The organism is Actinokineospora baliensis (assembly GCF_016907695.1).
In the GTDB taxonomy this organism is placed as follows: Bacteria; Actinomycetota; Actinomycetes; order Mycobacteriales; family Pseudonocardiaceae; genus Actinokineospora; species Actinokineospora baliensis.
In genome coordinates, this window is the sequence record NZ_JAFBCK010000001.1 from 4,843,767 (window position 1) to 4,870,237 (window position 26,471).

The following is a 26,471-nucleotide window of genomic DNA, read 5'->3' on the forward strand; positions in this document are numbered from 1 at the left end:
GCGACCACCCCGCCGTGCTGCGCCATGCCCGTGCGGAACTCGGCTGGTCCCAGGGGCAGCTCGGTGGACGGTTTGGGTGCTCGGCCTCGACGATCTCCCGGTTCGAGAACGGTCGACGTGGGTTGCGCGATGTCGAGGTGCTGCGGCGCTTCGCCACCATTCTCGACCTCCCCGCCGAAGCGTTCGGCCTGACCGGCGCCGATCGTGGACGGCCTGCCTCCCACGCCTCGCCAGGCGTAGCTTCTAGGGTGGGTCACGACCAGGGCCAGGAAGGGGATGATCCGGTGCGACGACGCGCGTTCCTGCTCGTTGCCGGTCTGGCTGGCACCGCGGTCACAGCGCCCAACGCGCTTGCCGCTACCGGAGTCGAGGTCGACCCGGCGGCGTTGCTGGCCCACCGGCTCGAAGGTGTCCTGCTTGGCGGCGGGCCCGTGTCAGCGGACCGGCCGGTGCCGGTCGCCACGCTGGAGACGGTGCTGGCGACCGCGCGGGCCGACTTCCGCGCCTGCCGCTATGTGGAGTTGGCCGCGCGGTTGCCGGAGCTGATCACCACCACGGAGACCGCGCACCACCAGACCGGTGACCCGGCTCTGGCGGGCTTGGTGGCCCAGGCGTACAACCTGACCACCCGGGCGCTGATCAAGTTGGAGGCCAGTGGCCTGGAATGGGTCTCTGCTGATCGTGCGTTGCGGGCCGCCGAGAGCGCAGGCGAACCGTTGACCCTCGCCGAAGCGCAGCGCCTGCTCGGCTCCGCGTGTCGCCGGGCAGGCCACCACGGCCGGGCTCAAGACCTCACCCTGACCGCGGCCGACCAGCTCGACCTGGGCGGGAAGTCTCCCGATCTGCGGCACCTGTCCCTGTACGGGGTGCTGATGTGCTCGGCAGGCTATGCCGCCGCCCGCAGCGGTGATCGCGAACGCGCCACCGACCTGCTGGACGAGGCACACGCGACCGCCGCGCGGCTGGTTGACCACCCCGCCCAGCAGCACGCGCTCGCGGCGAACGTGATCAGCCACCGCGTCTCCGCCGACTACGTGCTCGGCAACGCGGGCTCTGCTCTGCAGCACGCCCAGACCGCGCAGCTGGGCACGTTCCCTGACACCGAACGCCGGGCCCGCTTCCTGGTCGACGTCGCCTTGTGCTTCGCTCAATGGGACAAACCTGGCCGCGCCTACCAGACCCTGCTCGCCGCTGAACGCACCGCTCCCGGCGAGGTCCGCACCCGCGCGACCGTCCGCCGCCTTGTTGGCGACCTGCTGCGCCACCCCCAGCAAGCCAGCCTGCCGGGCTTGCGTCAGCTCGCTGCCCGGACTCACGCCTTGGTGTAGAAGGATTCGCGCGAAGCAACTCGCAGGTGTGGCCCCCGCTCGTGGTTCGAGCGGGGGCCACGTCCGCTAGCTGGCCGCCTGTTTCCCGGCTGTGGGGTCGGGGGCGTAGCCTGCTGGGCGGGTGGTGAAGGTGCCTCGGCCCTGGGTTCGGCTGCGCAGCCTTGTTGAGTAGCCGAACAGTTCTGCGAGGGGCACTGTTGCGGTGACTACTGCTGTGCCGGAGCGCATGGTGGAGTTGGACACGCGGCCGCGGCGGGCGGAGAGGTCGCCGAGGACTGTGCCGACGGAGTCGGAGGGGACGACTACGGTTGTCTCTACTACGGGTTCCAGCAACAGCATTCGGCAGGAGCGCAGTGCGTCGCGTAGGCCGAAGCGGCCTGCGGCGCGGAAGGCCATTTCCGAGGAGTCCTTCACGTGGGTTGAGCCGTCGGTCAGGGTTACTCGGAGGCCGGTGACGGGGTGGCCTGCTAGGGGGCCTTCCGCCAGGGCGTGTCGGCAGCCTGCTTCTACCGCGCGGATGTATTCGGCGGGTACGCGGCCGCCGACCACGGTTGAGCGGAACTCGAAGGCTTCTCCTTCCAGTGGTTCGACGTTGAGTACTACGTGGGCGAATTGGCCTGCGCCGCCGTCTTGTTTGACGTGGCGGTAGACGACTCCTGCCACTCCGCGGGCGACGGTTTCGCGGTAGGCGACTCTGGGTTTGCCCACTGTCACCACGAGGTCGGAGGTTTGGCGGAGCTTCTCCACGGACACCTCCAGGTGCAGTTCGCCGAGTCCGGACAGGATGGTTTGGCCGGTTTCGGGGTCGGTCCGGGCCACCAGCGACGGGTCCTCCTCGACCAGGTGGGCCAGTGCCTCGGTCAGCTTGCCCGCCTCCGACGACCGGCTTGTCTCGATCGCGACCGAGACCACCGGGTCCGCGGTCACGGGCGGTTCGAGCAGCAGCAGATCCTCGGCGCCGCACAGGGTTGCGCCGACGCGGGCGGACTTCGGGCCTACTACCGCCACGATGTCGCCTGCCACGGCGGTGTCGATCTCGTGCTGGCGGTCGGCTTGGACGCGCAGGATCCGCGCGATCCGCTCGTTGCGACGCGCTCCCACGTTGCGCACCTCCATCCCCTTCCGCAGCGTTCCCGAGTAGACCCGCAGGTACGTCAGTCTTCCGGTGGCGGTCGTGACCACTTTGAACACGAGCGCGGCCAGCGGCGCGGTCGGGTCCGCGGGCCGGTCGAGCTCGACGCCGTCGCGGGTGCCCCGGATCGGTGGGACGTCCAGCGGTGACGGCAGGTACGCGGTGATCGCGTCCAGCAGCGGCTCGATCCCGCGGTTGCGGTACGCCGAGCCGCACAGCACGACCAGGGCCTCGCCGGTGCGGGTCAGGTCGCGCAACGCCGTCCGCAGGGTCTCGGCGGACAGCGTCGCCTCGGCGAAGAACTCCTCCAAGGCGAGCGGGTGCAGTTCAGCCACCGCTTCCTCCAGCCGCCGACGGCGCACGCGCGCCTCCTCGACCAGGGCCTCCGGAACTGGCCCCGCCTCGACGGGCCCGCCATCGGTCCAGGTCAGCGCGCGCGACCGCAGCAGGTCGACGACACCGGTGAAGCCGTCTTCCCGGCCGATCGGCAGCTGCACGACGAGCGGGACCGGGTGCAGCCGCCGCCGGATCGAGTCGACCGCGGCGTCCAGGTCGGCGCCGACCCGGTCGAGCTTGTTGACGAAGGCGATCCTGGGCACACCATGCCGGTCCGCCTGCCGCCACACCGATTCGCTTTGCGGCTCGACCCCGGCGACGGCGTCGAACACCGCGATCGCGCCGTCGAGCACCCGCAGCGAGCGTTCGACCTCATCGGCGAAGTCGACGTGACCGGGTGTGTCGATGACGGTGATCCGGTGGTCGTCCCAGGTGCAGCCGACCGCGGCGGCGAAGATCGTGATGCCGCGCTTGCGCTCCTGGGGGTCGAAATCGGTGACCGTGGTCCCGTCGTGGACCTCGCCGCGTTTGTGGGTGGTTCCGGTGGTGTAGAGGATCCGTTCGGTGACGGTGGTCTTGCCCGCGTCCACGTGGGCGAGGATGCCGATGTTGCGGACAGCGGTGAGCGGGGTGACGCGCATGGCACAGCACACTTTCGGTGTGTTCCGGGTTTGTGGGCGGCGCGATTCCCGCGACGGACCGACGTCTCAAGCGGTCGTCACGGCATCCGGTGTCAGCCGCGCGGCAGGCACCGGAGACGCGGAGACACCAGGATCACCTCGAAGCGCGACGGGGTGGCGGCGGTGTGGACTCGCACGGCCTTCCCCTCTCGTCGCGGTGGCGCACCCCGTGCTGGGGCGCGCGTCGGGGGAACCGTAGCGGATCTCCCGGCTCGGCGGAAGTGGGTTCTGTCGAGCGGTTATCGCAGTTGATTAACTACGAATTGCGATGAACCGAACAGTGGCTGTGGTGCGCGCGGTAAACGGCGATTATTAGGACCCCTGCCAAGCGTGCGAGGAGTCCATTGTGAAACGTGTTTATTCCGTGCTGGGTGCGTTGTCGTTACTGCTTCTGGTCCCTGTTCCCGCCTCGGCCGAACCCGTTGGGTGGCTTGGTGGCGCCACGTCGCCGGGGTGGGTCTCCGCCGCGTCGCCGGGGGCGGGGGTGCTCGCGCCCGGGACGGCGAACGGGTACTACTACCCGAACGCGCCGATCTCGGTGCGCTTGGCCGCCGGGAAGTACTCGTTGAGCGACCCCGGCGGGAACGGCCTGTTCTGCGGTATCCAAGGTAACGGGCCGGTCACCAACACCACCGGCGTGTTCGGCAGCCGCTCCGGAACCGACCTCACCACCGCCTGCGCCGACGGGTACTACGCGGCGCAGCAGTTCGCCGGGATGCTGCGGGACTGGCTCGGCCGGGACGGGTTGGACGGCAAGGGGAAGTGGGCGCCGATGTTCGTCGGGCTCACCGCGGTGAACGCCTACTGGAACGGGCACACGGCGAACTTCGGCCGCACCAAGGACAACGCGCGGCAGCTGGTCAACCTGGAGATCATCGCGCACGAGTTCGGCCACGGCGTCTTCCAGAACACCCCGGGCGGGTTCGACGGCGGCGTGCAGACCTACCAGCTCAACGAGGCCAGCAGCGACATCATGGGCGCGCTGACCGAGCACTACGCCAACAACCCAAACGACCCGCCCGACTACCTCGTCGCCAACGAGACCAACCCGCTCGGCCGCGGCCCCGAGCGCGTCATGTACCAGCCGTCGCTGGGACCCCGCGACGAGCCGGATTGCTACGGCCCCAACATGAACAACATCGAGGTCCACGACGGCGCGGGCCCGGCCAACCACTTCTTCTACCTGATGGCGGAGGGCTCGGCGCCGGTCGGCAAGCCCGCCAGTCCGATCTGCGCGGGCGGCCCGACTTCGGTGCAGGGCATGGGGATCCGCGACGCGGGCAAGGTGTGGATGCGCGCGCTGATGCTGAAGAAGCCCTCGTGGAACTACACCGACGCGCGGGTCGCCTCGCTCACCGCGGTGCGGCAGGTCTTCCCGGGCGATTGCGCCAAGTTCACCACGGTGCGCAACGCGTGGAACGCCGTGTCCGTTCCGGTGGGCGCCGGAGAACCCACCTCCTGCTGAGGCTTGACCCTGACCCGTGGGTGAGGGGTTAGCGTCCCGCCGCCCGCGTGATCGCCACGCGGGCGGCGGGACGTGAGGAGTGGCTGTGGCGAAGGAAGTTCGGCTGGCGAAGATCCCGGAGGGCGAACCGGGACCGGAGCACTTCGAGGTGGTGGGCGTGCCGGTCGGCGAACCGGGGCCGGGGGAGGTGGTGGTGCGCAACCGGTACTTCCAGGTCTCCGCGCGGTTGCGAACACTGCTCGCGGGCGACATCGAGGGCACGCCGCTGCCGCCGGTCCGGGTGGGGGAGGTGCCGCCGTCGATCACCGTGGGCGAAGTCGTGGCCGTCGGCGCGGGCAGTGAGTCCCGGGTCGGGGAGTTGGTGTCGCACTGGGCCGGGTGGCGGGAGTACGCGGTCCTACCCGCGGCGGCCCGCACGGTGTTGGACGACCGGTTGCCGGATCCTGTGGCGCACTTGGGTTCCGGGTGGACCGCGTATGCCGCGCTGACCAGGCACGCCCGGCTCCGGCATGGGGAGACAGTGCTGGTGACGGCCGGTGGCGGCGGGGTCGGGTCGCTGGTCGGGCCGTTGGCGCGGGTGTTGGGGGCCGGTCGGGTCGTGGCGACGGCCAGGACACGGGCGAAGGCCGCGCGGGTGGTGGAGGAACTCGGGTACGACGCGGCGTACGTGGTCGGTGCGGAGGAGCTTGAGGAGGTCGACGTGGTGGTCGACAACGTGGGCGGGGCAGACCTGCGTGCCGCGCTCGCTGTTGCCAGGCCTGGTGCGCGGGTGGCGTTGGTCGGGGCGTTGTCCGGGCAGGCGGGGGCGGCGCCGGTCGAGGTGGACACGTTCGGCCTGATCCTGCGCGGCATCAGCCTGCACGGCGTCAACACCCGCCCCGACCCGCACGAACGTGACGAATGGCTGACGCGCTTCGGCGGCTGGCTGCGCAGTGGCGAGCTCACGTTCCCCCATGTTCGCGTCGAGGGCATTGACGCGGCCCCGCGCGCGTTGCAGGAGGTGATCGAGGGACGCCACGTGGGCACCGTGGCGGTGTACCTATAGGAGGTCACATGCGGATCGGCGACGCGGCAGCAGCGGCGGGTACAACACCCCGCGCGATGCGGCTCTATGAAGAACGCGGCCTGCTGCCCCCGCCGGAACGCACCCTCACCGGCCAACGCCTCTACACCGACCGCGACGTCGCCCGAGTCCGCGTCATCCGCCAACTCCTCGCCCTCGGCCTGACCATCGAAGACGTCCGAGCCAGCGCGGACCGCCTCCACCTCATCGAAGGCGACACCCTCCCGGAGTACGGCGAGGGCGTGTGCGACAAGGCGGGGGCCGTGGTTCGACGCAGGCTGGCGTCGTTGGACGCGGAGATCGAGCGGCTCACGGAGCAACGCGACCAGTTGGCCAGCAAGACCGAGCCGGGGGCACGGCTCTAGGCGTGGGTGTCGCCCCCTCGGCAGGGTGGGCCTGCCGAGGGGTGCTTTCAGAACGCCGTGATGGAGTCGGGGGCGCGTTCGGCTCGGCTGAGGGCGCGGATCACGGGGATCGGGCCGTGGCGGCGGAGGGATAGGGCGGTGAGGAGGTCTACGACCACGGTCGTGGTGTGGGTGGGGAAGTCGGGGGTGGGTACGTCGACGCTGACGGCCAGGTCGTCGGCGTGGACTACCAGTTCCATGGTTCGGGTGATCAGCATGTCCTCGAGGGACAGCGACCACGCACCCCACAACCGCATCCGCACCGTCCGGCCGGACGAGGTCGGCAGTGCCGCGATGATCTCCTCGAGCGCCGCCTCCACCCGGTCGGCGAGCGCGACCGGACCGCCCTCGGCCAGGCGATTGCCGCCCTCGCGGATGCGGACGTTGGTCTCGCCGTCGATGTCCTCGTTGATCCAGGCGGCGTGGCTGTAGTGGTCGAGCAGGGCGATCCGGGGTTCGTCCGGGATCGGGTCGGCGAGGACCTCGGGCAGGACAAGGACCTGGTACGCCAGGTGCGCGGCGAGGCCGGAGACACCGAACTCGGGGAGGGCGCTCGGCTTGTCCCAGGCCGCGGTGACGGCGGGGTCGCGCAGGAGGGTCAGGGCTGTGCGCGCGGCTGACAGGAACGCGTCGGTGCTCATTCTTCGATCGCTCCGCCCACAGTTCGAAGGTGCTCCCTGAAGCTTAGTGACGGGTTCGCCTCGCGGGCCGCGAGATACGCGTCGAACCGGACCTGGGAGCGCAAGGTCACGCCGGAGCGGATGCGGTCCGCCTGCGCCCGTTCGGTTTCCCGGATGCCGAACGCCAACTCGGCCAGCTCCTCGGCCCGGTCGGCGGGCAGGAACAAGGCCCCGTCGTCGTCGGCGAACACCACGTCGTCGCGGGTGACCGTCCACGGGCCGACCTGGGCCGACTCCAGCGCGTCGGACGGGCGGACCTCCGGCACCAGGGGCCCGGTCGGGATCGCACCGAGGCTGAACACCGGCAGTCCGATCGCGGTGATGTCGGCGGTGTCGCGGTGCAGGCCCCAGACCAGCACCCCGGAGACCCCGGCGGCGGCCGCTTCGAGCACGACGAGGTCGCCGACGCAGGCGTGGTCGAGGCGGGCGCCGTTGTCGACGACCAGCACGTCGCCGGGTTCGGCGGACTCGAACGCCTCCAGGAACACGTCAACGCTGCCCGCGTGCCGGGCCGGGAGCACGCGGCCGAAGACCCGCCCGCCCGGCGCGACCGACCGCACGGACACGGCCCGGACCTCGACCCCGGCGCGCAGGCAGGCGTCGGTCACGTGGGCGGTGGTCACCTCCGGCCTCACGCGGACACCTCCAGCGCGTGCCCGGTGGTGACGTCGACGTGGTCGGGGACCTCCTCGTGGTCGTCGCCCACCGAGAGGGTCCCGGTGGGCTCGACCAGCAGGACCTGGGCGCCGTGCCGCGACGACGGCTTGTGGTAGGTGCCGCGGGGGACCACGAACAGCGAGCCGCGGGGGAGGGTGACGGTGCGCTCACCCTCCGGTTCCCGCAGCGCGATCTCGATCTCGCCCTCGACGACCAGGAAGAACTCGTCGGTGTCGTCGTGCACGTGCCAGACGTGCTCACCGGCGAACCGGGCGAGCCGGATGTCGTAGTCGTTGACCGTGGCCGCCAACCGGGGGCTCCAGGTCTGGTCGAACGCGGCGAAGGCGGCCGCGAGGTCCAGGGGAGTGTTCACGCGGTCCATCGTGGTGGTGCGCGCGGGGGTCGGCGAGTGCTAGGAATCGCACATGTCGCAAGAATCCTCGCACCGGGTGGTGGCGATCGTCGACGAGGGCTCGAACCCGTTCGAGCTGGGCGTGGCGACCGAGCTGTTCGGGTTGCGCAGGCCGGAGCTGGGCCGGACCTGGTACGACTTCTCGCTGGCCGCCGCCGCGCCTGAGGTCCGGATGCACCTGGGCATGTTCACCGTCACCGGGGTCGCCGGGCTGGCGGCGGTCGACGAAGCGGACACCGTGATCGTGCCGAATCGACCCGATCCGGTGACGCCCGCGCGCCGGGAGGTGCTCGACGCGATCCGCCGCGCCGCCGACCGCGGTGCCCGGCTGGTGAGCTTCTGCACCGGCGCGTTCACCCTGGCCGACGCCGGGGTGCTGGACGGCCGCCGGGTCACCACGCACTGGCGCTGGGTGACCGAGTTCGCCCGCCGCCACCCCCGGGTCCACCTGGAGCCCGACGTGCTGTTCGTCGACGACGGCGACGTGCTGACCGCCGCCGGGAGCGCCGCCGCCCTGGACCTGGGCCTGCACATCATCCGCGGCGACCACGGCGCCGAGACCGCCAACACCGTCAGCCGCCGCTTGATCTTCTCCGCCCACCGCGACGGCGGCCAGCGCCAGTTCATCGACCGCCCCGTGCCCGCCCGCCCCGACACCTCCCTCGCCCCCGTCCTCGACTGGGCCCGCACCCGCCTCAACCGCCCCCTGACCGTCGCCGCCCTCGCCACCCGTGCCGCGACCAGCCCGGCCACCCTGCACCGGCGTTTCCAAGCCGAACTCGGCACGACCCCGCTGGCCTGGCTCACCACCGAACGCGTCACCCTCGCCTGCCGCCTGCTGGAATCCGGCGCCCTGTCCCTCGACCACATCGCCACCACCTCCGGCTTCGGCACCGCCACCAACCTCCGCACCCAACTCCGGCGGCACACCGGCCTCACCCCGACCGCGTACCGCCGCCGCTTCACCGTCCACAGTGGAGGGAACTGACGTGGAGTACTTCCGTGCGCGGTGGTCGCACGACTATCCCGAGCACGCGGTGCTGTTCTACAGCGAGCTCGACGCCGACGGCTGGGAGACCAGGAAGGTGGAGGTCTGGGTGGACGGCACGAAGCGCTGGGCGGCCCCCGGGGTCCCGTAACGACTCTGCGCGACCGGACGATTACGCCGGTTGACTGTGGACGTTCCGAGGGAGGTCCTTCCGATGGATGCAGTGGCGTGGTCGCTCGGTCGTAAGCGCACATGGCCCCGGATCGTCGGCCCGTCTCTTGTGGGCCTGGTCGTCATCGCCGGGATCGCCGGTTGTCAAGACCGGAGCCAGGGGCAGGCGGCCGCCGCACTACCCTCCGTCGCCGCGCCACCTTCCGCCGCCGCGCCGGAAGTGGTCGCGGTGCCGACCGATCTGGTCGGGAAGAGCGCCGCCGAGGCGAAGAAATCCCTGCAGGAAATCGGTTTCACCACCGTCGACTACCAGACGGTCGATGGTCGCGCCGTCGCTGGCGCGGAGAACTGGACTGTCGTCGCCGTCGACGCCGCCGCGTCCGCCATCGCGCTCACCGACCGGATCGTCCTTCGGGTGGACAAGCCGCAACCGGCCGCCCCCGCGCCGCCCGTGACTGTTGCTCCGGAGCCGCTGCCCGCCGAGCCCGAGCCAGCCGACGTGTACTACAAGAACTGCGCTGCGGCCAAAGCCGCCGGTGCGGCACCGATGCGCGTCGGGGAGCCGGGCTACCGGCCAGGTCTGGACCGTGACAAGGACGGCACCGCCTGCGACAACTAGTTCTCCGGTCTGTCTCTTGTCGACTGGCTAAGCAGGGTGTGGCAGGCATGAGGCGGGGCTGGCGAGCGTCGTGATGCCTTGCCATCCGGTGCCTACGGGGCGGGGGATGCCGTTGGTGGTCCAGTGGACGTAGTAGCGGTACCAGGTGAGGGTGCCGTTGGGGGTTGTGGCGTAGAGGACGCCGGAGCCTGCGGTGGTGATGTTGGTGAGGGTGGCCCAGCCGGCGCCTATAGGTTGGGCTTGGATGTCCCAGCGTTGATAGTACTTGGCGTATTGGTACAGGTAGAGGGTTCCAGTGGCGTCTATCGCGTAGAACTCGCCTGAGTAGCCCGCGACGACCCTGGTGAAGGTGTTCCAGCCGACGCCGATGGTTGTGGGGGTCCAGGTGTTGTCGGTCAAGGTCCAGGCGTGGAGGTCGCCGGTGGGGTCGATGCCGTAGAAGGAGTCGTCTCCGGCGGCGGTCAGGGTGGTGTAGCGGTCGAATCCGTGGCCGACGACCTCGTACTGGGTGGCGCCGAAGGGTGTCCAGGTTGAGCCGTTCCAGTGGTAGCGGCGCAGTTCCCCTGTGCCCGCCGGAATGAAGAAGAACGTGCCGTGGCCCGCCGCGCGGACGGTGCCGTGCCAGCCCTCGCCGATGTACCTCTTAGCGCCCCAGGTCGCCTCGCCCGTCCCGGCGCCGAAGTGCCTATAGGCGAAGAGGCGGCCATCCGGCTCCACGCCGTAGATGTCGGTGCCGTACGGGCCGTTGTCACAGAGCGGCGGAGGGAAGTCCTGTGCGCTGGCGGGCGTGCCACCGAGCACGACCAGACAGGCCGCTAGAGCGCTCCACAGCCATCTCATGCCTACCTCCCAGGTGTCACCCTGATCGTGCCACCAGCGGCTGAACTGCGAAAACGCCGAGATGTGCCAAGTTGGCAGCATGGTGAGCCAAGAAGGCTTGATGTGGTGCCATGTGTGTGCCATAGTGGTGCCATGGACTTGACCACGTACGTGAACAGGCTCGGGCAGGAGTTCGCCACCCTGGCCGAGGCGGGCGGTGACGAGGCGCGGGCGTTGGTCGAGCGGCTGACCGGTCCGCTGGAGTCGGCGATCCGGATGACGTTGTTGGAGGCGTTGTCGGCGGCGGCGGATGAGATCACGAGTGATCTGGCGCCGGGGTCGGTCGAGTTGCGGCTGCGCGGCCGCGATCCGGACTTCGTCGTGACCACTCGCCCGGATGAGGCGCCGCGGGAGGCGGTCGAGGTCAGCACCGAGGCCCTCTTCGCGGAAGAGGGGCCCAGCGCGCGCATCAACGTCCGCCTGCCCGAGCAGCTCAAGACCGCTGTCGAGGAAGCCGCGGCGGCCGAGGGGCGGTCGGTCAACGCCTGGCTCGTACGGGCGGCCTCGAGCGCGCTGCGGCAGCCCGACCAGCGCCCCGAGCAGGGCGGCAAACGGACCAAGCAGCGCCTGACCGGCTGGGTCCACTAACCACACACCGCTTTCCCGCCACACGTCCTCTACCTGCGAGGACGCCCACCAGACACACTTCGAGGGGACACCCATGCCTACTTTCGCCACTCCCGAACCCATCTCGGTCACCCTGGAACTCGGGGTCGTCGGCGAGGTCCGGGTCGCCGCGACCGACCGGACCGACACCGTCGTCGAGGTGCGCCCAAGCGACGCCGCCGACGAGTCGGACGTGAAGGCCGCGAGCCAGGTCCGGGTCGAGTACGCCAACGGCACGCTGCTGGTCAAGGGACCGAAGTCGCGTGCGTTCGACTTCTCCCGCAAGAGCCGCTCGGTCGAGGTGACCATCGACCTGCCCACCGGCTCCCGCGTCTCCGGCGACGTGCAGGTCGGCGGTCTGCGCGGCGAGGGCCTGCTCGGCGAGACCAGGTTCAAGTCCGCCACCGGCAACATCCGGCTGGAGCGCACCGGCCCGCTGCGCCTGGACACCGCCGCCGGGCACATCACCGTGGGCCGGGCCGCGGGCAACGCCGAGATCCACACCGGCTCCGGGAAGGTCGCCGTCGGCGAGGTCGACGGGGCCGCGGTGGTCAAGAACTCCAACGGCACCACCGAGATCGACGTGGTGACCGGCGACTTGCGGGTACGCGCGGCCAACGGCGACATCTCCGTCGAGCGGGCCGGGTCCGGGGTCGACGCGAAGTCGGCCAACGGCGGCGTGCGGGTCGGCCAGGTGGTCCGGGGCACCGTCGTCCTCGCGACCTCCATCGGCGACATCGAGGTCGGCATCGCCGAGGGCACCGCCGCCTGGCTCGAGGCCGACACCGGGTTCGGCCAGGTGCGCAACGAGCTGACCAGCGCCGACCGCAAGCCCGCCGACTCCGGCGAGACCGTCGAGGTCCGCGCCAGGACCTCCCACGGCGACATCACCATCCGCCGCTCCTGACCCCTGGAAAGGACACCCCATGACCTCCCCATCGGCGATCACCGCCACCGGGCTGCGCAAGTCCTTCGGCGAGCACGTCGTGCTCGACGGGCTCGACCTGCACGTGGCGCCGGGCACCGTGTTCGCACTGCTCGGCGCCAACGGTGCCGGGAAGACCACCACGGTCAAGATCCTGTCCACCCTGATCAGCGCTGACGGCGGCACTGCCGCCGTCGCCGGGCACGACGTGACGGCCGAGCCGGACGCGGTGCGCGCCGCGATCGGCGTCACCGGCCAGTTCTCCGCGGTCGACTCCCTGCTCACCGGCGCCGAGAACCTGCGCTTGATGGCCGACCTGCACCACCTCGGCCGCGCCGAGGGTCGCCGCCGGGTCACCGACCTGCTCGACCGCTTCGACCTGGTCGACGCCGCGGCCAAGCCCGCCTCGACCTACTCCGGCGGCATGCGGCGCAGGCTCGACCTGGCGATGACCCTGGTCGGTGACCCGAGGGTGATCTTCCTCGACGAGCCGACCACGGGCCTGGACCCGCGCAGCCGCCGCGGCATGTGGCAGATCGTGCGCGAGCTGGTCGCCGACGGGGTGACGATCTTCCTCACCACCCAGTACCTCGAAGAGGCCGACGAGCTCGCCGACCGGATCGCGGTGCTCGACCACGGGCGGCTGGTCGCCGAGGGCACCGCCGCCGAGCTCAAGCGCCGCATCCCCGGCGGCCACGTCGTGCTGCGCTTCGCCGACGCGTCCAGCCTGGAGGCCGCGGCGCGCGACCTCGGCCAGGTCACCCGCGACGCCGACGCGCTCGCCCTGCGGGTGCCCAACGACGGCAGCGTTCCCGCACTGCGCGACCTGCTCACCCGGCTCGCCGACCGCGCCATCGAGGTCGACGAGTTTTCCGTGCACACCCCCGACCTCGACGACGTCTTCCTCGCCCTCACCGGCAACCCCAAGAACGAGAAGGTGACCGCACGATGAGCACCGCCGTCCAGGCCCAGCGGTTCTACCCGCTGCGCGACTCGGCCACCATGCTTCGCCGCAACCTCAAGCACATGCAGCGGTACCCGTCGATGACGGTGATGCTCGTCGGGATGCCCATTGTCTTCTTGCTGCTGTTCGTCTACGTCCTAGGTGGAACAATGGGCGCCGGCCTGGGCGGCTCCGGCGGCCGGGCGCAGTACGCCAACTACGTCGCCCCCGCGATCATCCTGATGACGATCACCGCCACCATCCAGGGCACCGCCATCTCGGTCGCCATGGACATGGCCGAAGGCGTCATCGCCCGATTCCGCACCATGCACATAGCCAGGGTCTCGGTGCTGACCGGACACGTCATCGGCAGCATGATCCAGGCGATGATCAGCCTGGCGATCGTCATCGGCGTGGCGCTGCTGGTCGGCTTCCGTCCCACCGCGGGCGCCGCGGGCTGGCTGGCCACCGCGGGCTTCTTGTTGGTCGTCACCTTCGCCCTCGTCTGGCTCGCGGTCGCCCTCGGCCAGGTCAGCAAGAGCGTCGAGACGGCGAGCAACTTGCCCATGCCGCTGGTGCTGCTTCCCTTCCTGGGCAGCGGTTTCGCCCCGACCGACTCCATGCCCGCCGGTGTGCGCTGGTTCGCCGAGTACCAGCCGTTCACCCCGATCATCGAGACCCTGCGCGGCCTGCTCAACGACAAGCCGCTGGGCAACCACCTGTGGCTCGCCCTCGGCTGGTGCGCCCTGATCGCCCTCGGCGGCTACCTCTGGTCGAAGAAGCTGTTCAACCGCGAGTACTCCGGCTGATCACCGCGAGACCGACCGCTTCCCCACGAGCACCCGCTCGTAGGGAAGGCGTCGTGGGGGAGTTCCGCCTGATCTGTCCGTAACAGCGGGCGATGCGGCGCCGACTGACAGGGTGACGACAGCAACGCTCACCGTGGGAGCGCGGGTCGTGACTCAAGCAGATGGCGGTACGCCCGAGATCGTCAACTCCCTCAGCGGCCACGCCGAGATCCTGATCCAGGCCGGACACGTGCACGGCGGGATCACCGTGGCGCCGCGACCGGTGCCCAAAGCGTTGCGGCAGTTGCCCGCCAGGGTCGCCGGGTTCACTGGGCGCGCCGAGCAGCTGAGCGGGTTGAGTGCTCAGCTGGGTCCCGGGGCCGAGCAGGCGAGCGCTGTCGTGGCCGGGTTGGCCGGGGTGGGCAAGACCGCGTTGGCGGTGCAGGCGGCGCACGCGGCGGTTGACTCGGGCTGGTTTCCCGGCGGTGTGTTGTTCGTGGACCTGCACGGGTACGACACGGTGCCGGTCGGGGCGGGGCAGGCACTGGATTCCTTGTTGCGGGCACTCGGTGTCGCCGGTGAACACATCCCTCGCGATGTCGACGCCCGCGCCTCGCTCTACCGCTCGGTCTTGGCGCAGCAGGAGGGCGCGGTTCTGGTGGTGGCCGACAACGCCTCCGATGTCGCGCAGGTGGCGTTGCTGGTGCCGGGGGATGCCCGCCACCGCGTCCTGGTCACGTCCCGGCACACCTTGTCCCAGCTCGGTGCCAGGCTGGTGCGGTTGGCTGTGCTCCCACCTCGTGAAGCGGTAGACCTGCTGGACCGGGCGGTGCGCGCCGCCGACCCGGCTGACACGCGGATCGGCGCGGGCGCGGAGATCGTGGTGCGGCGGTGCGGTTTCCTGCCGCTGGCGCTGCGGATCGTCGCCACGTTGCTGGTCGACGACCGGGAACGGCCTGTGGCGGATCTGGCCGCCGAGATGGCTGAGGCGAACAGCGCGCTGGCCTACCTCGACGACGGGGTACGGGCAGTGCGGGTCGCCTTCGACCTGTCGTACCGACGGTTCACCCCCGAGCAGGCCAGGCTGTTCCGCCTGCTGGCACTGAACCCGGGGCCGGACTTGGCTACCGCGGCAGCGGCGGCTCTGGTCGACGAGCCCGTCTCCCAGGTCCGCCGGGTGCTCGATGAGCTGGCCAGGGCGCACATGGTCGAACGCGGTCGTGGCCGGTGGCGGATGCACGACCTGATCGCCGAGTACGCGCGGGAGTTGGTCGCCCAAATCCCGATCGATGACCGCGCCGCCGCGACCCGTCGGCTGCTGGACCACTACTGGGACAACGCCCGGGCCGCCGAGCTGCACCTCGCCCCCGGGTGCGCCGCCACTGAGCCGGTCGCGGAGTTCGCCGGGTTGGCCGATGCGGTGGCATGGCTGCAGGCGGAACGCCCGAACCTCGAAGGCGCCGTCGCCATCGCGGACCCGGTCCGCGCCACGGGTATCGCGCGATCCATCGCCGTCTTCCTGCACCACGCGGGCTACTGGCAGCAAGCGGTCGGCCTGCACCGCTTGGCCGCCGCCGTCGCGCCGGACGACGCGGGCCGGGCCGCCGCCTTGGTGGACTTGGGCAACGCGCAGATCCTGATCGGGGAGTACGCGGCGGCGACCGCGACCCTGACCGAGGCGCTGCACCTCAGCCAGGACTTGGGCGACAGGCGTGGCCAAGCTGACGCCCTCACCCACATCGGTGTCGCGCAACGGGCGGTCGGCAAGTACCCCGACGCGAAGCTCACGCTGACCGAGGCCATCGACCTGTCCACAATGGTGGGCGACAGGCGTGGCCAAGCGGCTGCGCTCATCGGCCTCGGTATCACGCAGTACCTCAGCGGCGAGTACAGCGCGTCGGCCAAGGCCCTCAACAAGGCGCTGCAGGTGTGCCGCGACCTCGGTGACCGACTCAGGCAGGCGTACGCCCTCACCAAACTCGGCAGCGTCCAACACGTTGCCGCCGACTACGCCAGCGCCGCCGCGACCCTCACCGAGGCTCTCCACCTCGCCCGCGACGTCGGCGACCGGCTCAGCGAAGCCAACGCCCAGATGAGTCTCGGCAACATGCTGCACGTGACCGGGCGGTACCCGGCCGCGGTCGCGGCGCTCGCCGAGGCACTGCGCCAGTGCCGCCTCATCGGCGACCGACTCGGCCAGATCGGCGCTCTCACCTACCTCGGCAACGCGCACACCCAACACGGAGACCACGAGGCGGCCATGACCGTGTTGACCGATGCCCTCCAGCTGACCAAAGACATCGACGACCCCCGCGGCCAAGCCAACGTCCTCGCGCTCCTCGGCACAGTGCGGCAGGCCACCGGCGAACACGCTGCGGCCGCGTCGACACTCGACGAAGCGCTGGCGGCCTTCCGGGCCTTGGGTGATCGAGGCGGGGAGACGTGGGCGCTCAACCGATACGCCGCGTTGATCACGGAGACGGGGGCACCCGAGCGCGGGCGGGCGCTGCACACCGAGGCATTGCGGATGGCGCGCGAGATCTCCGTACAGCAGGACGAGGCGGATGCCCATGCCGGGATCGCCGTTTCCCTGGTGCGGCTGGGAGAGGTGGAAGAGGCGAGAACGCACTTCGCGAAAGCCGTTGAGCTGTTCGAGGAGTTGGGGTGCGCCACGGAGGTCACCCGGGTTCGAGCAGCTCTGGCCGAACTGCCCGAACCCGGGTGATCGTCAATGGCGGGTCACGCCGCACTCAGCCGGGATGGGGCGAGCAGATGTTCGCGCTGACCACGGCGGTGACGCCGTTCCAGCCTTCGCCGACGTGTCGGGGGATGCCGTCGTACGCCCAGCCGTAGTGGTAGTGGTACCAGAGCAGCAGGCCGTCGGTGGTCGTGGCGTAGAGCACGCCGGATCCCGCGGAGACGACGTTGGTGAAGTCGCCCCAGCCGGTGTCGATGTGCTTGGCCTGGATCTCCCACTGCTTGAGGTAGCTGTTGTAGCGGTAGAGGTAGGCGTTCCCGTCGCTGTCGAAGGCGTAGTAGTCCTCGCCGTTGCTCGGGACGACTCGGTCGAAAACGTCCCACCCGGTGCCAATGACTTCGCCGGCCGCGTTGGTCCACTCATCGTTCATCCGCTTGTAGATCCGGAGGTCTCCTGTGTCGTCGATACCGATGAACGATTCGCCGACGACGGCGAGGGTTCTGCCTTCGCCGACGTAGCGGTCGAACCCGTGGCCGATGACCTCGTACTCCGCGCCGTCGAAGGTCTCCCACTCCTCGCCGTCCCAGCGGTAGCGCCGCAGTTCACCAGTCCCTTCGGGAACGAAGTACAGCACGTCGCCGTTGCCCGCGAGTACGGTGCCGTTCCACCCCGTCCCGACGAAACGCCTACGCTCCCACTTGTGGTCGCCTTTCTCAGCGCCCAAGTGCAGGTATAGGCTGAGTCTTCCGCTCTGCTCCACGCCCCACAGCGCGACGGTGCCGCAATACGGTTGTGGGACCTGCGCGGCCGCGGTCGTGGCGGTGAACGTGCTGGCGACAACCGCCAGCACGGCTGCGAGGGCGGCCCATCGTGTGCTTGTTCTCATCTGCGCTTCCCCAGGTGTGGTGTGGATGTGGTGTCGAGTCCTGTGTGGATCACGAGCACGACTCGGGGCTGGTCAGCATGGAGGTGATCTCCCAGCCTTCGCCGACGTGCCGGGGGAGGCCGTTGTTCGCCCAGCCGTTGTCGTACCGGTACCAGTTCAGGGATCCGTCTTCGGCAGTCGCGTAGAGGACACCCGCGCCTGCGGAGGTGATGTCGAGGAAGTCACCCCAACCCTCGTCGATGTGCTGCCCCTGGGTGGTCCACGTCCTGGCGGCGGACGAATACCGGTACAGGTAAGCGTTCCCGCCGACGTCGAACGCGTAGAAGAACCCGTCGCCTCCCGCGACGACCTCGTCGAACACGTCCCAGCCGGTACCGATCACCTCGCCGTGGTCGTCGTCCCACTCGTCGCCGACCCGGTTCCAGAACCGCAGTTCGCCCGAGTCGTCGACGCCGTAGAGGGATCCGTCGCCGACGACGGTCAGGGTCTTGCCGGGGCCGAAGTAGCGGTCGAACCCGTAGCCGATGACCTCGTACTGCGCGCCGTCGAAGGTGCTCCACTGCTCGATCTCGGTGTTCCAGTGGTAGCGCCGCAGCTCACCGGTGCCCAAGGGGACGAAGAAGAACGTGCCGTGGCCGCCCGCGCGGACGGTGCCCTGCCACCCCTCGCCGATGTAGTTCCTCGCGCCCCACACGTGAGTACCGGTGGAGCCACCCATGTGCCGCTGCTCGAAGAGGCTGCCATCGGGCAACACGCCGTAGACGTCAACATCTGTACCGCTTCCGCATTGAGGCGGCTGAAGGTTTTGCCCGGTCGCGGCCGTGGCGGTGAACGTGCTGGCCGCAACCGCCAGTGCGGCAGCGAGGGCGGCCCACCGTGTGCTTGAACTCAAAGTGCATCTCCCCAAGCGTTTCGTGGATATCGCTGTTGAGCAGGTGCGCGCGGTTGGTCAGCCCGGGTGGGGCTGGCAGTGGCCCGCGTTGAACAGGAGGGTGACCCCGTTCCAGCCTTCGCCGACCTGGCGGGGGATTCCGTTGTCCTCCCAGCCGTTGTAGTAGCGGTACCAGAGCAGTTGGCCGTCGGTGGTGGTGGCGTAGAGGACTCCGGAGCCCGCGGTGGCGACGGTGGTGAAGTCACCCCAGCCGGAGTCGATGTGCCTGGCCTGGACATCCCACTGCCCGTTGTTGTCGTACTGGTACAGGTAGGCGTCCCCTTCGCCGTCGAAGGCGTAGAACGTCCCTTGGTTGCTGGGCACCACCCGGTCGAACACGTCCCAACCGGTGCCGATGACCTCGCCGTCGGGGTTCTGCCACTCGCCGCCGTCTCGGTACCAGTACCGCAGTTCGCCGGTGTCGTCGATGCCGTAGAGCTTCGCACCGACCGCGGCGAAGGTCCTCCCCGCGCCGACATAGCGGTCGAACCCGTGGCCGATGACCTCGTACTGCGCGCCGCCGAAGGTCTCCCACCGCGTGCCGTCCCACTGGTAGCGGCGCAGCTCGCCGGATCCCTCGGGGATGAAGTAGAGCGTGCCCCAGGACCCCGCGAGGACGGTGCCGTGCCAGCCAACGCCGATGTACTGCTTCGCTCCCCAGTCGTGGCTTCCCGTCTCCGCACCCACGTGCAGGTACGTGAAGAGCCTGCCGCTGTCCTCCACACCCCAAACTGTGGCGCCGTCGTAACATTCTGGCTGTGGCAAGGTCTGCGCGGTCGCGGTCGTGGCGGTGAACGTGGCGGCCGCGACCGCCAGTCCGGCTGCGAGGGCGGCCAACCGTTTGATCGAACTCATGTGCACTTCCCCAGCTGTCCCGTGGATGTTGCCGCGCTTAGAACGCACGGTGTCCGCGGTTGGTTGACTCGCCTTGGGGAATCTGCCGGTCTAGGACCGCACTGTCGCTGAGGCGTACTTGCTCAACGCGATCCGGTTCGGTTCACCGGTCTTCGCGATCAGGCTGGAGACGTGCTTCTCCACCGTGCGGGGCGACAGGTGCAGGGCGTCGGCGATTTCTCGGTTGCACAAGCGGTCCACCAGCAGCCGGAGGACCTCGTATTCCCGGACCGTCACGCCCGCTGAGCGCAGCGCGGCCGGGATCTCTTCTGTCCCTTCCCTCCGCTGGCTCACCGAGGCGCCGCCCTTGCGCAGCAGCGTTCGGCAAGCCCCCGCGACGGCGGACACGCCGGTTCTGTGGAAGTGCTCCTCGGCCTCGCGCAGCCATTCGATCGGCGATCCCCATTCGCCTGCCAACGCGAACGGTGCGACCAGGCGCAACCCCAAGTGCCGCGCCATCGCGTACGGGGCCCCGGACGCCGCCGCACGGACCACCGCGGCGCGGGCGTCGTCCACGCGACCGGCTCGGGATGCCAGTACCGCGGCGGCGAAGTCGGAGAACATGCGGTCCCAGCGCAGGCGGCTGGCGGGCGCGGAGGTCATGGTGGCGAACTCGGCGGGGGAGATGTCGTCGGCGAGGGAGCGCAGGAGCAGGTTCAGGCCGTAGCGGCCGGACAGGTGGAACGTGGTCGGGTTCCTGTCCTCGGCGGCCACCGCGGCGGCGCACTCGGCGCGGGCCAGGTCCTGGTTCTCCTCCATCAACGCGCAGAACGCGCCTGCCAGGCCGTGGATGCGCGGGGCGTGTTGCGCGTGCTCGCCACCCCACTGCCGCAGTTCGCCGAGGGCCGCCTCCATGTCTGCCCGGCGACCGCGGTGCGCGGAGAGCACCGTGCGGTGCAGCAACATGTACTGCGTCGTCTCCACCAGCCGCAGTCGGGTGGTGGCGGTCAGGACCTGTGCGGTGAGCCGGTCCGCTTCGGCGAAGTCGCCGCGCAGGATCAGCTGCATGGCGATGTTGACCTCCGCCTGGTACCGGGCGGTCACCGCGCCGATGCGGGAGGCCGAGTCCCTGGCCAACTCCAGCCGCTCGATGCCGCCGTCGCGCAGCGCGTCGTCGAGGCCGAGGCGGACCAGCGCGTGGACCTCCCAGATGGGCAGGTTGTGCTCCACGGCGATCGCCCGGCTGCGCTCCAGCAGCGCCGTGGCCTCCACCGGGTCCCGCTGCCTGGTCAAGGCCCCGAGCAGTTGCCACGCCTGGCAGGCGACCGCGGGCAGACCCGCCCCCTCGGCCACCACCGCCGCGCGCCTGGCCATCTCCTCGGCCTTCGCCAGCTGGTCGGGACCGGGGACGTCCATCTCCAGGTGCGCGGCGACCACGTCGATCGCGGCCGTGTCCGCCGCCGACGCCGCCGGGCCGAGCAGCGCCCGCGCGGCCGCGACCGACTGCAGGCCCACTTCGGCGCGCCCCGCGTGCACGGCAACCCAGGCCAATCGGGTGTGCAGACGTGCCCGCCGGTCTGGGGCGAGCCCGGTGACCTCGTCGAGCAGGTAAACCATCGCCAGGGCCCGGTCGACCTCACCGGCCTCGGCCAGCGCGTGCAGTTGGGCCTCGAGCGCGGTCGCGCGTTCACTGGTGTCCGGGGCCAAGAGGTCGCAGGCACGCCCCAACAACGCCACCGCCGACTGAGCCGCGCCCTGGCCCAACGCCCGGTGCCCCGCCGTGGCCCACAACCGCCCGGCGGCCAGCGGCTGACCGGAATCCAGCCGCAACGCCGCGGTGAGCTGGCACCACTCACCGGGCAACCCCGGGTATACGGCTTCGACGGCGTCGGCGACCTTGCCGCACAGCGCCGCCCGTTCCGCGGGCGGGACGAGGGTCAACAACGCGTCCACGATCAACGCGTGTTGAAAGGCGTACCAGTCGGGGGTTTGCTCGTCCGGGGCGACCAGGTGCGCCGCGTTGTCGCCGTGGAGGTGGCTGAGCAGATCCCGGTAGGTCAGACCGGTCGCTTCCTGCACCACCGTCAGCGGGAACCGCTTGCCGAGCACCGCGCACGTGAGCAGCACTTCCCGCGCGGACGGTTCCACCGCGTCCAGGCGGGCGCCGACACTGCGCAGCAACGTGGCGGGCGGGTTCGGGCGGTCGGACTCGCTCACCAGCCAGCCCTCGGCGGTCCGGGTGAGCAGGCCGCTGTCGACCATGCCGTCGAGCATCTCCTCGGTGCGGAACGGGTTGCCACCGCCACCGGCCCACAGCAGGTCGGCCACCGGCTCAGGTACCCGCGCCGGGTCGACGCCTAGCCGCGCGGCCGCCAACCGCCGCATGTCCGAGCGGCCCAGTCTGCCCAACTCCAGCACCGTGCACGACCCGCGCACACCCGCCGCCCGCGCGAAGCTCAGCGCCTGCCCCTGATCGGCGCGGATCGTGCCGACCAGCACCGTCCGCTGCCCGATCAGGTTGTCGGTCAGGTAGTCCACGACCGCCAGCGTCTCCAGGTCGGCGTCCTGCAGGTCGTCGAGGATGAGCAGGCAGCCGCGGTCCTCACCGGCCAGCGCGGTCAGCCGCAGCACCGCCTCGGCCAGGATCACCAGCGACCCGGCCTCCTGGTTGTCCGGCGCCGGACCGAGGTCCGGGACCAGCCCGGCGAGGATCGGCCGGTACGGGCCGAGCGCGTCGAGGTCGATCGGGTCGCCCGCGCGCACCAGTGACAGCAGCGCTTCGGTGAGTGATCGGTAGGGCACCGCAGGGCCCAGCACGCTGCCGCGGCCGCGCAGCAGCCGCATCCCCGTGCTGTAGCCGATGTCCGCCGCGGCCGCGGCGAGCCGGGTTTTGCCGATGCCGCTCTCACCGACCAGGAACACCGTGCCCCCGCGCCCCCCGCGGGCGTCGGCCAAAGCGTTCTCGATCGCCTTCAGCTCATCGTCGCGACCCACGACCTGCGACGACCTATTCACCACAGTGCGTGACAGTAGCGGGGGTCCGATTTGCGGTCTAGCCACCAAACGGCAGTCCGAATGGACGCCTCGGCCGCCGATAATCGCGTGGCGCGGTCACCGGCTGTTCCACGCCGCGGTGGGCGCGGAAGGTGACCGGGCGCCACGCGAGTGATCGACGGCTCTCAGCCGGTGATCGAATCCGGCCGGTTCCCGCAGCAGGTCGTGCTGCCGGGCCAGTTGGTGGTGATCGCGGTCGGGTCGTCGAACGCCCCGAAAGCCACCGCGGTCGCGGCGCCCGCGGTGATCACCAAACCGGCCAACGCGGCCGCCCGCACCCCGAAGGTCACCGCGGGAGTCGCCAGCCAGGCGCCAGTGCGCACCCGGTCGACGAAATCGCCGTCACCCATATCCGTCCACTCCCCTTCGTCAGTTGGCACTACCCGCCGCCGCCGGTTCCAGCGACAGCACCGAGGGCACCCGGTCGGCGAACGCCGACCGCAGCAGCCCGTACCCCACCCCGGCGACCCCACGCAGCAGGCCCGGTGTGGTGACCCCGCCCGGCGTGGCGCACACCGGCCCGTGCCGCTCGAGCGCGTCGAGCAGCAGGGCGGTGCGGGCCCGCAGGACGGGTCGCGGACACAGCCCGGCCGAGGTGAGCACCAGCAGCGCTTCGACCACCCCGGACTCGCCGTGGCACAGACCGAGGTCGTGTGGCACGGGCCTTGCCGTGTCCCGCAGTGTGCCAAGCACATCACACCCCGCTCCGGCGGCCGCGACCCCCACCGCGATTCCGGCCGCTCCGGCGCACCACCCGGGGTCCCCGCTGGCTGGCGCGGCGGCCGTGGTCAGCACGTGCCGTGCCGCCTCGGCCGCCGCGTCGGCCGTTTCCCCTGGTGGGACCCAGTTCGCGTACCGGGTCAAGGCCAACGCCATGCCCGCCGCACCGTCGGCGAACCCCACGCCCTGGGGTTCGTCGACCACCGCCAGGTACCGCTGGAGCGTGGCGGCGCGGGTTGCCCCTACCCGCGCCGCCTCCGGCAGTCCCAGTTCGGTGTGCACGGCGAGCATGGCGGCCAGGCAACCCGCGGTGCCGGTGTCCCAGCCGTGCGGGTCGCCCGGGGTGGCGGCGTGCGCGGTCAACCCGACCGCGTGCGCCGCCCAGTCTCGGACGTCGTTGTCGTCGAGCAGGCGCGCCAGCCGCGCCAGGGCGTAGGCGATGCCGCCAAGCCCCTGCTGGGCGCCGCCCCCGATGGCTGTGACCAGCCCCGGGGCGTCCGCGAGGGTGTCGAACAGCCGGGGCACCCCGGTGATCGCCTCGGCGGCGACCTCCCGGTAGCGGGAGATCCCGCTGGTGTGCCCCAGTTGCGCCAGGAACAGCGCCACGCCGAGGTAGCCGCTGCCAAGGGAAGCCCCCATCGGCAGCACCAACCACTGGCGGTCGTCGACGAGTTCGAGCCCCAGCCAGTTGACCCGGCCCTGGCCGGTGTGGCTCGACGCGATCAGTTGGTCGCCCAAGCCGCAGGCGGCGACCAGGAGGCGTTCCGGGTCGGCCGCTGTGCCCGACAGCGGGCCCCCGGCCGGTGCCTGCCCGTGCGCGGCGCCGCCGCCGCGCGTGGCCAGGGTCGCGGAGATGATCCACGCCTGGTCGCGGCGGTCGGTCTCGTTCATCGCCGCGACCTTGTCCAGCGCGCTGTCCAGGCCAGACCGCGCGACGACCCCGTCGATCACCGTGCCGTCGCCCGCCTCCAGGGCGGTGCCGCCCGCGCGGCAGGTGAACAGCGGCACGTCGCCCGCGATGAGTTCGGCCTTCTCGGCGGGGTTGAGGCCCGGCGCGGTGAACGCCCAATCGCGGGAACGGCGCAGCGCGTCCGGAGCGGTGGCCTCGGCGAGCAGCGCGACGTAGGCCTGGGTGGGCCGCGGCACGACCCGGACGGGCAGGTCGGCGCACTCAGTGAGCAGCCGCACGTAGTCCGCGCGGTGGCGCAGCACGGCGTCGTAGGCGAGCCGGAACCCGGCGATCAGAGCTGGCTCGTGCGCCAGCGGGTCCAGGGCGTCCGCGCCCAGGCGTGGCCGGTTGTCGCCACCGGTGAACTCCTCGCGCCGCCGCACCGGCCGCATCGCGTCGGTGCCCGGGTCGGCCCAGTCGACGACCGTGCCCGGCCAGAAACCGCCGCGACCGGCGCCGATCCCGGAGATGTCGATCGCCCCGTCCGCGCCGACGGTCATCGTGGGCAGCAGCGCCGTCCGCTGCACCGAGTCGGCCAGCGTCACCGCGGCCGGGCACCCGGTGTCGGGCAGCGCGAGCGTCGGGTGCAGCAGCGTCTCCACGTCCACCAGGACCGGCTGGTCGGCGCAGGCGATCACGTTCTGGTGGTGCATGTCGGTGGCGTGCAGCAGGTGCAGCAGCGCCAGTTGGGCGCCCTGCCTGCGGTAGAACCGGTCCGCGGCGGCGAGGTCGGGCAGGGGAGCGGCGCTGACGTGCTCCACCCAGCCGTAGTCCGCGCGGCCGACCGTGGCCAGCGACCGCAGCCCCAGTTCGGGCACGTGGTCGTTGAGCAGGTCGGTGAACCGCCCCAGCGCGGCGAGCGCCATGACCCCGCGCGGCCGGTAGATCACGGCCCGGCCGTCGGCGAACTCGAGCCTCGCCACCGCCCGACCACCTAGGTGCGGATCACCCAGGCGGGGCCGCAGTCTGGTGACCGGACCGGGGTCGGTTCCGCCGAGCAGGTCGCGCACGATGTCCTGGCGATCGCCAGCGAAGCGGGTGAGCACCTCGACCGCGGCGGCCTCGACGGCGCCGGTGGTCCGCACCAGCAGGTGCCCCAGCCCGGGGTAGGTGCTGAACAGTGCGGCGAACCCCTGCGGGGTGCACAGGTCGCGCACGAAGTCGGCGAAGCGCTCCCCGCCCGTCCCGCCCGCGAGCCGCTCGCGCCGGTCGTGCATGGCCTCGACCATGGCCCGCGACGCCAACCGGACCAGGTGGTTGGCCAACCAGTCGGCGAACCCGGTGCCCACGGACTCCACGTCGACGTCGCGGCCGCACTTGATCGCGACCCCTCTGCGGGCCGCCTCGACCAGGGGGAACAGCGGCAACGCGAACGCGCGGCGCCAGTCGTCGGGCACCGCGGCGGGGCTGACCGCCCGCGCGGCCGCCTCCACGACGACCACCCACAGTGGTCGTTGCGCCTGCTCCGGTGCCGCGGGCCGCCACCAGTCCGGCGCGAACAGGTCCGCCGACCGGCGGGTGCTCGGTTCGGCCGCCTGTCTCATCACCCCTGCACCCTGACACGGTCAAGGGGAGGGCTTATAGGTAGAACCTACCTAATTTCTCGCTCCCAGCCCGTGGGCGCCGGGGCGTGGTCCTTGATCACCTCGGGTAGTCACCCGCCGTCGGCAGGACCGGCCCCCTCCACCCTAGGCCGCGCGGTACAGCACACGGCCGGTTCCGCTGCGCATCACCCGATCGGCGGGTGGGACTACGCGGCCAGCGGGAGCTCGGCGGTGCTGTAGAGCATCGCAACGCCCCGGTCGGTCAGGCGGACGGCGGCGTAGCGGGTCGGGTCATCCTGCGGGTCGACGGCGATGAGGCCGCGGCGCAGCAGGGTGACGAGGGTGGCGGCCTGCCAGGGGGCGACGTGGTCGCCGGGGGTGCCGTCGAAGTGGGTCCAGACGAAGGTGGGGGAGTTGGCCCACGAGCCCGCGCGCAGCACGGCGTTGGTGGCGACGTCGAACAGGGTGGTCATCATGTCGTCGTTGGTCACCGGGACTCCTCTGGTCATTCGGGTCGGTGCTGCCGTTGATGCCATCGTTGACCGCCCGGCGGCCGCGGAGCAGCGCGGGCAACCGCCTCGCTCTCGGGTCGCACCCGGCCCGCACCCGAACGACCTCAGTGGACAGTCGCGACCGGAGGAGGTCGCGCAATGTCACCAGGACTGGGGATTTCGCGCCGACTTCGCCACACGGGGGACACACGATCGTGTCAATCGGGCTGCGCTGCGCCGGACGGTTGGGTAGACCAGAGTGGGGAGCGGGGGAGGCAGGAGGATTCG

Annotated in this window: 24 protein-coding genes and 1 pseudogene; 13 read left to right on the plus strand and 12 right to left on the minus strand. The window is 70.9% G+C overall.

From position 1 onward, the window contains the following. Positions 1-14: 14 nt before the first annotated feature. Positions 15-119 (plus strand): annotated as a pseudogene (locus JOD54_RS35715) (helix-turn-helix domain-containing protein); the annotation flags it as partial. A gap of 165 nt (positions 120-284) precedes the next feature. Next, positions 285-1,328, plus strand: coding sequence for an XRE family transcriptional regulator (locus tag JOD54_RS22155; protein WP_307860574.1), 1,044 nt, complete (start codon positions 285-287; stop codon positions 1,326-1,328). Positions 1,329-1,394: 66 nt separating this feature from the next. Here the strand turns inward: JOD54_RS22155 and fusA are convergent, their stop codons facing one another. Beyond that, positions 1,395-3,437, minus strand: coding sequence for an elongation factor G (fusA, locus tag JOD54_RS22160; protein ID WP_204452726.1), 2,043 nt, complete (start codon positions 3,435-3,437; stop codon positions 1,395-1,397). A 385-nt stretch (positions 3,438-3,822) separates the two neighbouring features. Between fusA and JOD54_RS22165 the strand changes: the two genes are divergently transcribed. The 3 genes from JOD54_RS22165 (at position 3,823) to JOD54_RS22175 (ending at position 6,369) form a co-directional block, all read left to right on the plus strand. Further along, positions 3,823-4,941 carry a M4 family metallopeptidase gene (locus JOD54_RS22165; RefSeq protein WP_204452728.1) on the plus strand — a complete coding sequence of 373 codons (1,119 nt, stop codon included), beginning with the start codon at positions 3,823-3,825 and terminating at the stop codon, positions 4,939-4,941. Between the two features lie 85 nt (positions 4,942-5,026). Beyond that, on the plus strand, positions 5,027-5,986 hold the full coding sequence (locus JOD54_RS22170; RefSeq protein ID WP_204452730.1) for a zinc-binding dehydrogenase: 960 nt from the start codon (positions 5,027-5,029) through the stop codon (positions 5,984-5,986). Between the two features lie 8 nt (positions 5,987-5,994). Then, positions 5,995-6,369, plus strand: coding sequence for a MerR family transcriptional regulator (locus JOD54_RS22175; protein ID WP_204452732.1), 375 nt, complete (start codon positions 5,995-5,997; stop codon positions 6,367-6,369). 47 nt (positions 6,370-6,416) lie between these two features. Here JOD54_RS22175 and JOD54_RS22180 read toward each other — a convergent pair whose 3' ends face one another. The 3 genes from JOD54_RS22180 to JOD54_RS22190 are packed head-to-tail and all read right to left on the minus strand — an operon-like array spanning position 6,417 to position 8,118. Further along, positions 6,417-7,049 carry a maleylpyruvate isomerase N-terminal domain-containing protein gene (locus JOD54_RS22180; protein WP_204452735.1) on the minus strand — a complete coding sequence of 211 codons (633 nt, stop codon included), beginning with the start codon at positions 7,047-7,049 and terminating at the stop codon, positions 6,417-6,419. Next, positions 7,046-7,723: an RraA family protein gene (locus JOD54_RS22185; protein ID WP_204452737.1), complete on the minus strand. Its 678-nt coding sequence runs from the start codon at positions 7,721-7,723 to the stop codon at positions 7,046-7,048. The genes JOD54_RS22180 and JOD54_RS22185 overlap by 4 nt, the downstream gene beginning before the upstream one ends. Beyond that, on the minus strand, positions 7,720-8,118 hold the full coding sequence (locus JOD54_RS22190; protein ID WP_372440329.1) for a cupin domain-containing protein: 399 nt from the start codon (positions 8,116-8,118) through the stop codon (positions 7,720-7,722). Before JOD54_RS22190 ends, JOD54_RS22185 begins: the two co-directional genes overlap by 4 nt. Positions 8,119-8,170: 52 nt before the next feature. On the opposite strand from JOD54_RS22190, the gene JOD54_RS22195 reads away from it, so the two are divergent. The 3 genes from JOD54_RS22195 (at position 8,171) to JOD54_RS22205 (ending at position 9,935) form a co-directional block, all read left to right on the plus strand. Continuing rightward, positions 8,171-9,145 (plus strand): helix-turn-helix domain-containing protein, encoded by a 975-nt coding sequence (locus JOD54_RS22195; protein WP_204452741.1) that lies wholly within the window; start codon positions 8,171-8,173, stop codon positions 9,143-9,145. A 1-nt stretch (position 9,146) separates the two neighbouring features. Continuing rightward, entirely contained in the window at positions 9,147-9,296 is a 150-nt protein-coding gene (locus tag JOD54_RS22200; RefSeq protein WP_204452743.1) for a DUF6881 domain-containing protein, read from the plus strand. Between the two features lie 63 nt (positions 9,297-9,359). Beyond that, on the plus strand, positions 9,360-9,935 hold the full coding sequence (locus JOD54_RS22205) for an excalibur calcium-binding domain-containing protein (protein WP_204452745.1): 576 nt from the start codon (positions 9,360-9,362) through the stop codon (positions 9,933-9,935). 27 nt (positions 9,936-9,962) lie between these two features. On the opposite strand, the gene JOD54_RS22210 is transcribed toward JOD54_RS22205, so the two are convergent. Continuing rightward, entirely contained in the window at positions 9,963-10,775 is an 813-nt protein-coding gene (locus JOD54_RS22210; RefSeq protein ID WP_204452747.1) for a tachylectin-related carbohydrate-binding protein, read from the minus strand. A gap of 132 nt (positions 10,776-10,907) precedes the next feature. Between JOD54_RS22210 and JOD54_RS22215 the strand changes: the two genes are divergently transcribed. The 5 genes from JOD54_RS22215 to JOD54_RS22235 all read left to right on the plus strand — a co-directional run bounded on the left by JOD54_RS22215 (position 10,908) and on the right by JOD54_RS22235 (position 16,801). Next, on the plus strand, positions 10,908-11,402 hold the full coding sequence (locus tag JOD54_RS22215; protein WP_204452749.1) for a YlcI/YnfO family protein: 495 nt from the start codon (positions 10,908-10,910) through the stop codon (positions 11,400-11,402). Positions 11,403-11,475: 73 nt separating this feature from the next. Continuing rightward, on the plus strand, positions 11,476-12,327 hold the full coding sequence (locus JOD54_RS22220) for a DUF4097 family beta strand repeat-containing protein (RefSeq protein WP_204452751.1): 852 nt from the start codon (positions 11,476-11,478) through the stop codon (positions 12,325-12,327). Positions 12,328-12,346: 19 nt separating this feature from the next. After that, positions 12,347-13,297 carry an ATP-binding cassette domain-containing protein gene (locus JOD54_RS22225; protein WP_204452753.1) on the plus strand — a complete coding sequence of 317 codons (951 nt, stop codon included), beginning with the start codon at positions 12,347-12,349 and terminating at the stop codon, positions 13,295-13,297. After that, positions 13,294-14,097: an ABC transporter permease gene (locus JOD54_RS22230; protein ID WP_204452755.1), complete on the plus strand. Its 804-nt coding sequence runs from the start codon at positions 13,294-13,296 to the stop codon at positions 14,095-14,097. Before JOD54_RS22225 ends, JOD54_RS22230 begins: the two co-directional genes overlap by 4 nt. 148 nt (positions 14,098-14,245) lie before the next feature. Then, a complete protein-coding gene (locus tag JOD54_RS22235) occupies positions 14,246-16,801 on the plus strand; it encodes a tetratricopeptide repeat protein (protein ID WP_204452758.1) in 2,556 nt (851 codons plus the stop codon). Between the two features lie 25 nt (positions 16,802-16,826). Here JOD54_RS22235 and JOD54_RS22240 read toward each other — a convergent pair whose 3' ends face one another. The 7 genes from JOD54_RS22240 to JOD54_RS22270 form a co-directional block, all read right to left on the minus strand. Continuing rightward, complete coding sequence (locus JOD54_RS22240) at positions 16,827-17,660, minus strand: tachylectin-related carbohydrate-binding protein (RefSeq protein ID WP_204452760.1); 834 nt, start codon at positions 17,658-17,660, stop codon at positions 16,827-16,829. 49 nt (positions 17,661-17,709) lie between these two features. After that, positions 17,710-18,414 (minus strand): tachylectin-related carbohydrate-binding protein, encoded by a 705-nt coding sequence (locus JOD54_RS22245; protein ID WP_204452762.1) that lies wholly within the window; start codon positions 18,412-18,414, stop codon positions 17,710-17,712. A 195-nt stretch (positions 18,415-18,609) separates the two neighbouring features. Further along, a complete protein-coding gene (locus tag JOD54_RS22250; RefSeq protein ID WP_204452764.1) occupies positions 18,610-19,446 on the minus strand; it encodes a tachylectin-related carbohydrate-binding protein in 837 nt (278 codons plus the stop codon). A gap of 90 nt (positions 19,447-19,536) precedes the next feature. Beyond that, a complete protein-coding gene (locus tag JOD54_RS22255) occupies positions 19,537-22,443 on the minus strand; it encodes an ATP-binding protein (RefSeq protein WP_204452767.1) in 2,907 nt (968 codons plus the stop codon). A 161-nt stretch (positions 22,444-22,604) separates the two neighbouring features. After that, on the minus strand, positions 22,605-22,829 hold the full coding sequence (locus tag JOD54_RS22260) for a hypothetical protein (protein WP_204452769.1): 225 nt from the start codon (positions 22,827-22,829) through the stop codon (positions 22,605-22,607). A 19-nt stretch (positions 22,830-22,848) separates the two neighbouring features. After that, positions 22,849-25,692, minus strand: coding sequence for a type 2 lanthipeptide synthetase LanM family protein (locus JOD54_RS22265; protein WP_204452771.1), 2,844 nt, complete (start codon positions 25,690-25,692; stop codon positions 22,849-22,851). Positions 25,693-25,898: 206 nt separating this feature from the next. Further along, complete coding sequence (locus JOD54_RS22270; protein ID WP_204452773.1) at positions 25,899-26,183, minus strand: hypothetical protein; 285 nt, start codon at positions 26,181-26,183, stop codon at positions 25,899-25,901. Between the last annotated feature and the right edge of the window lie 288 nt (positions 26,184-26,471).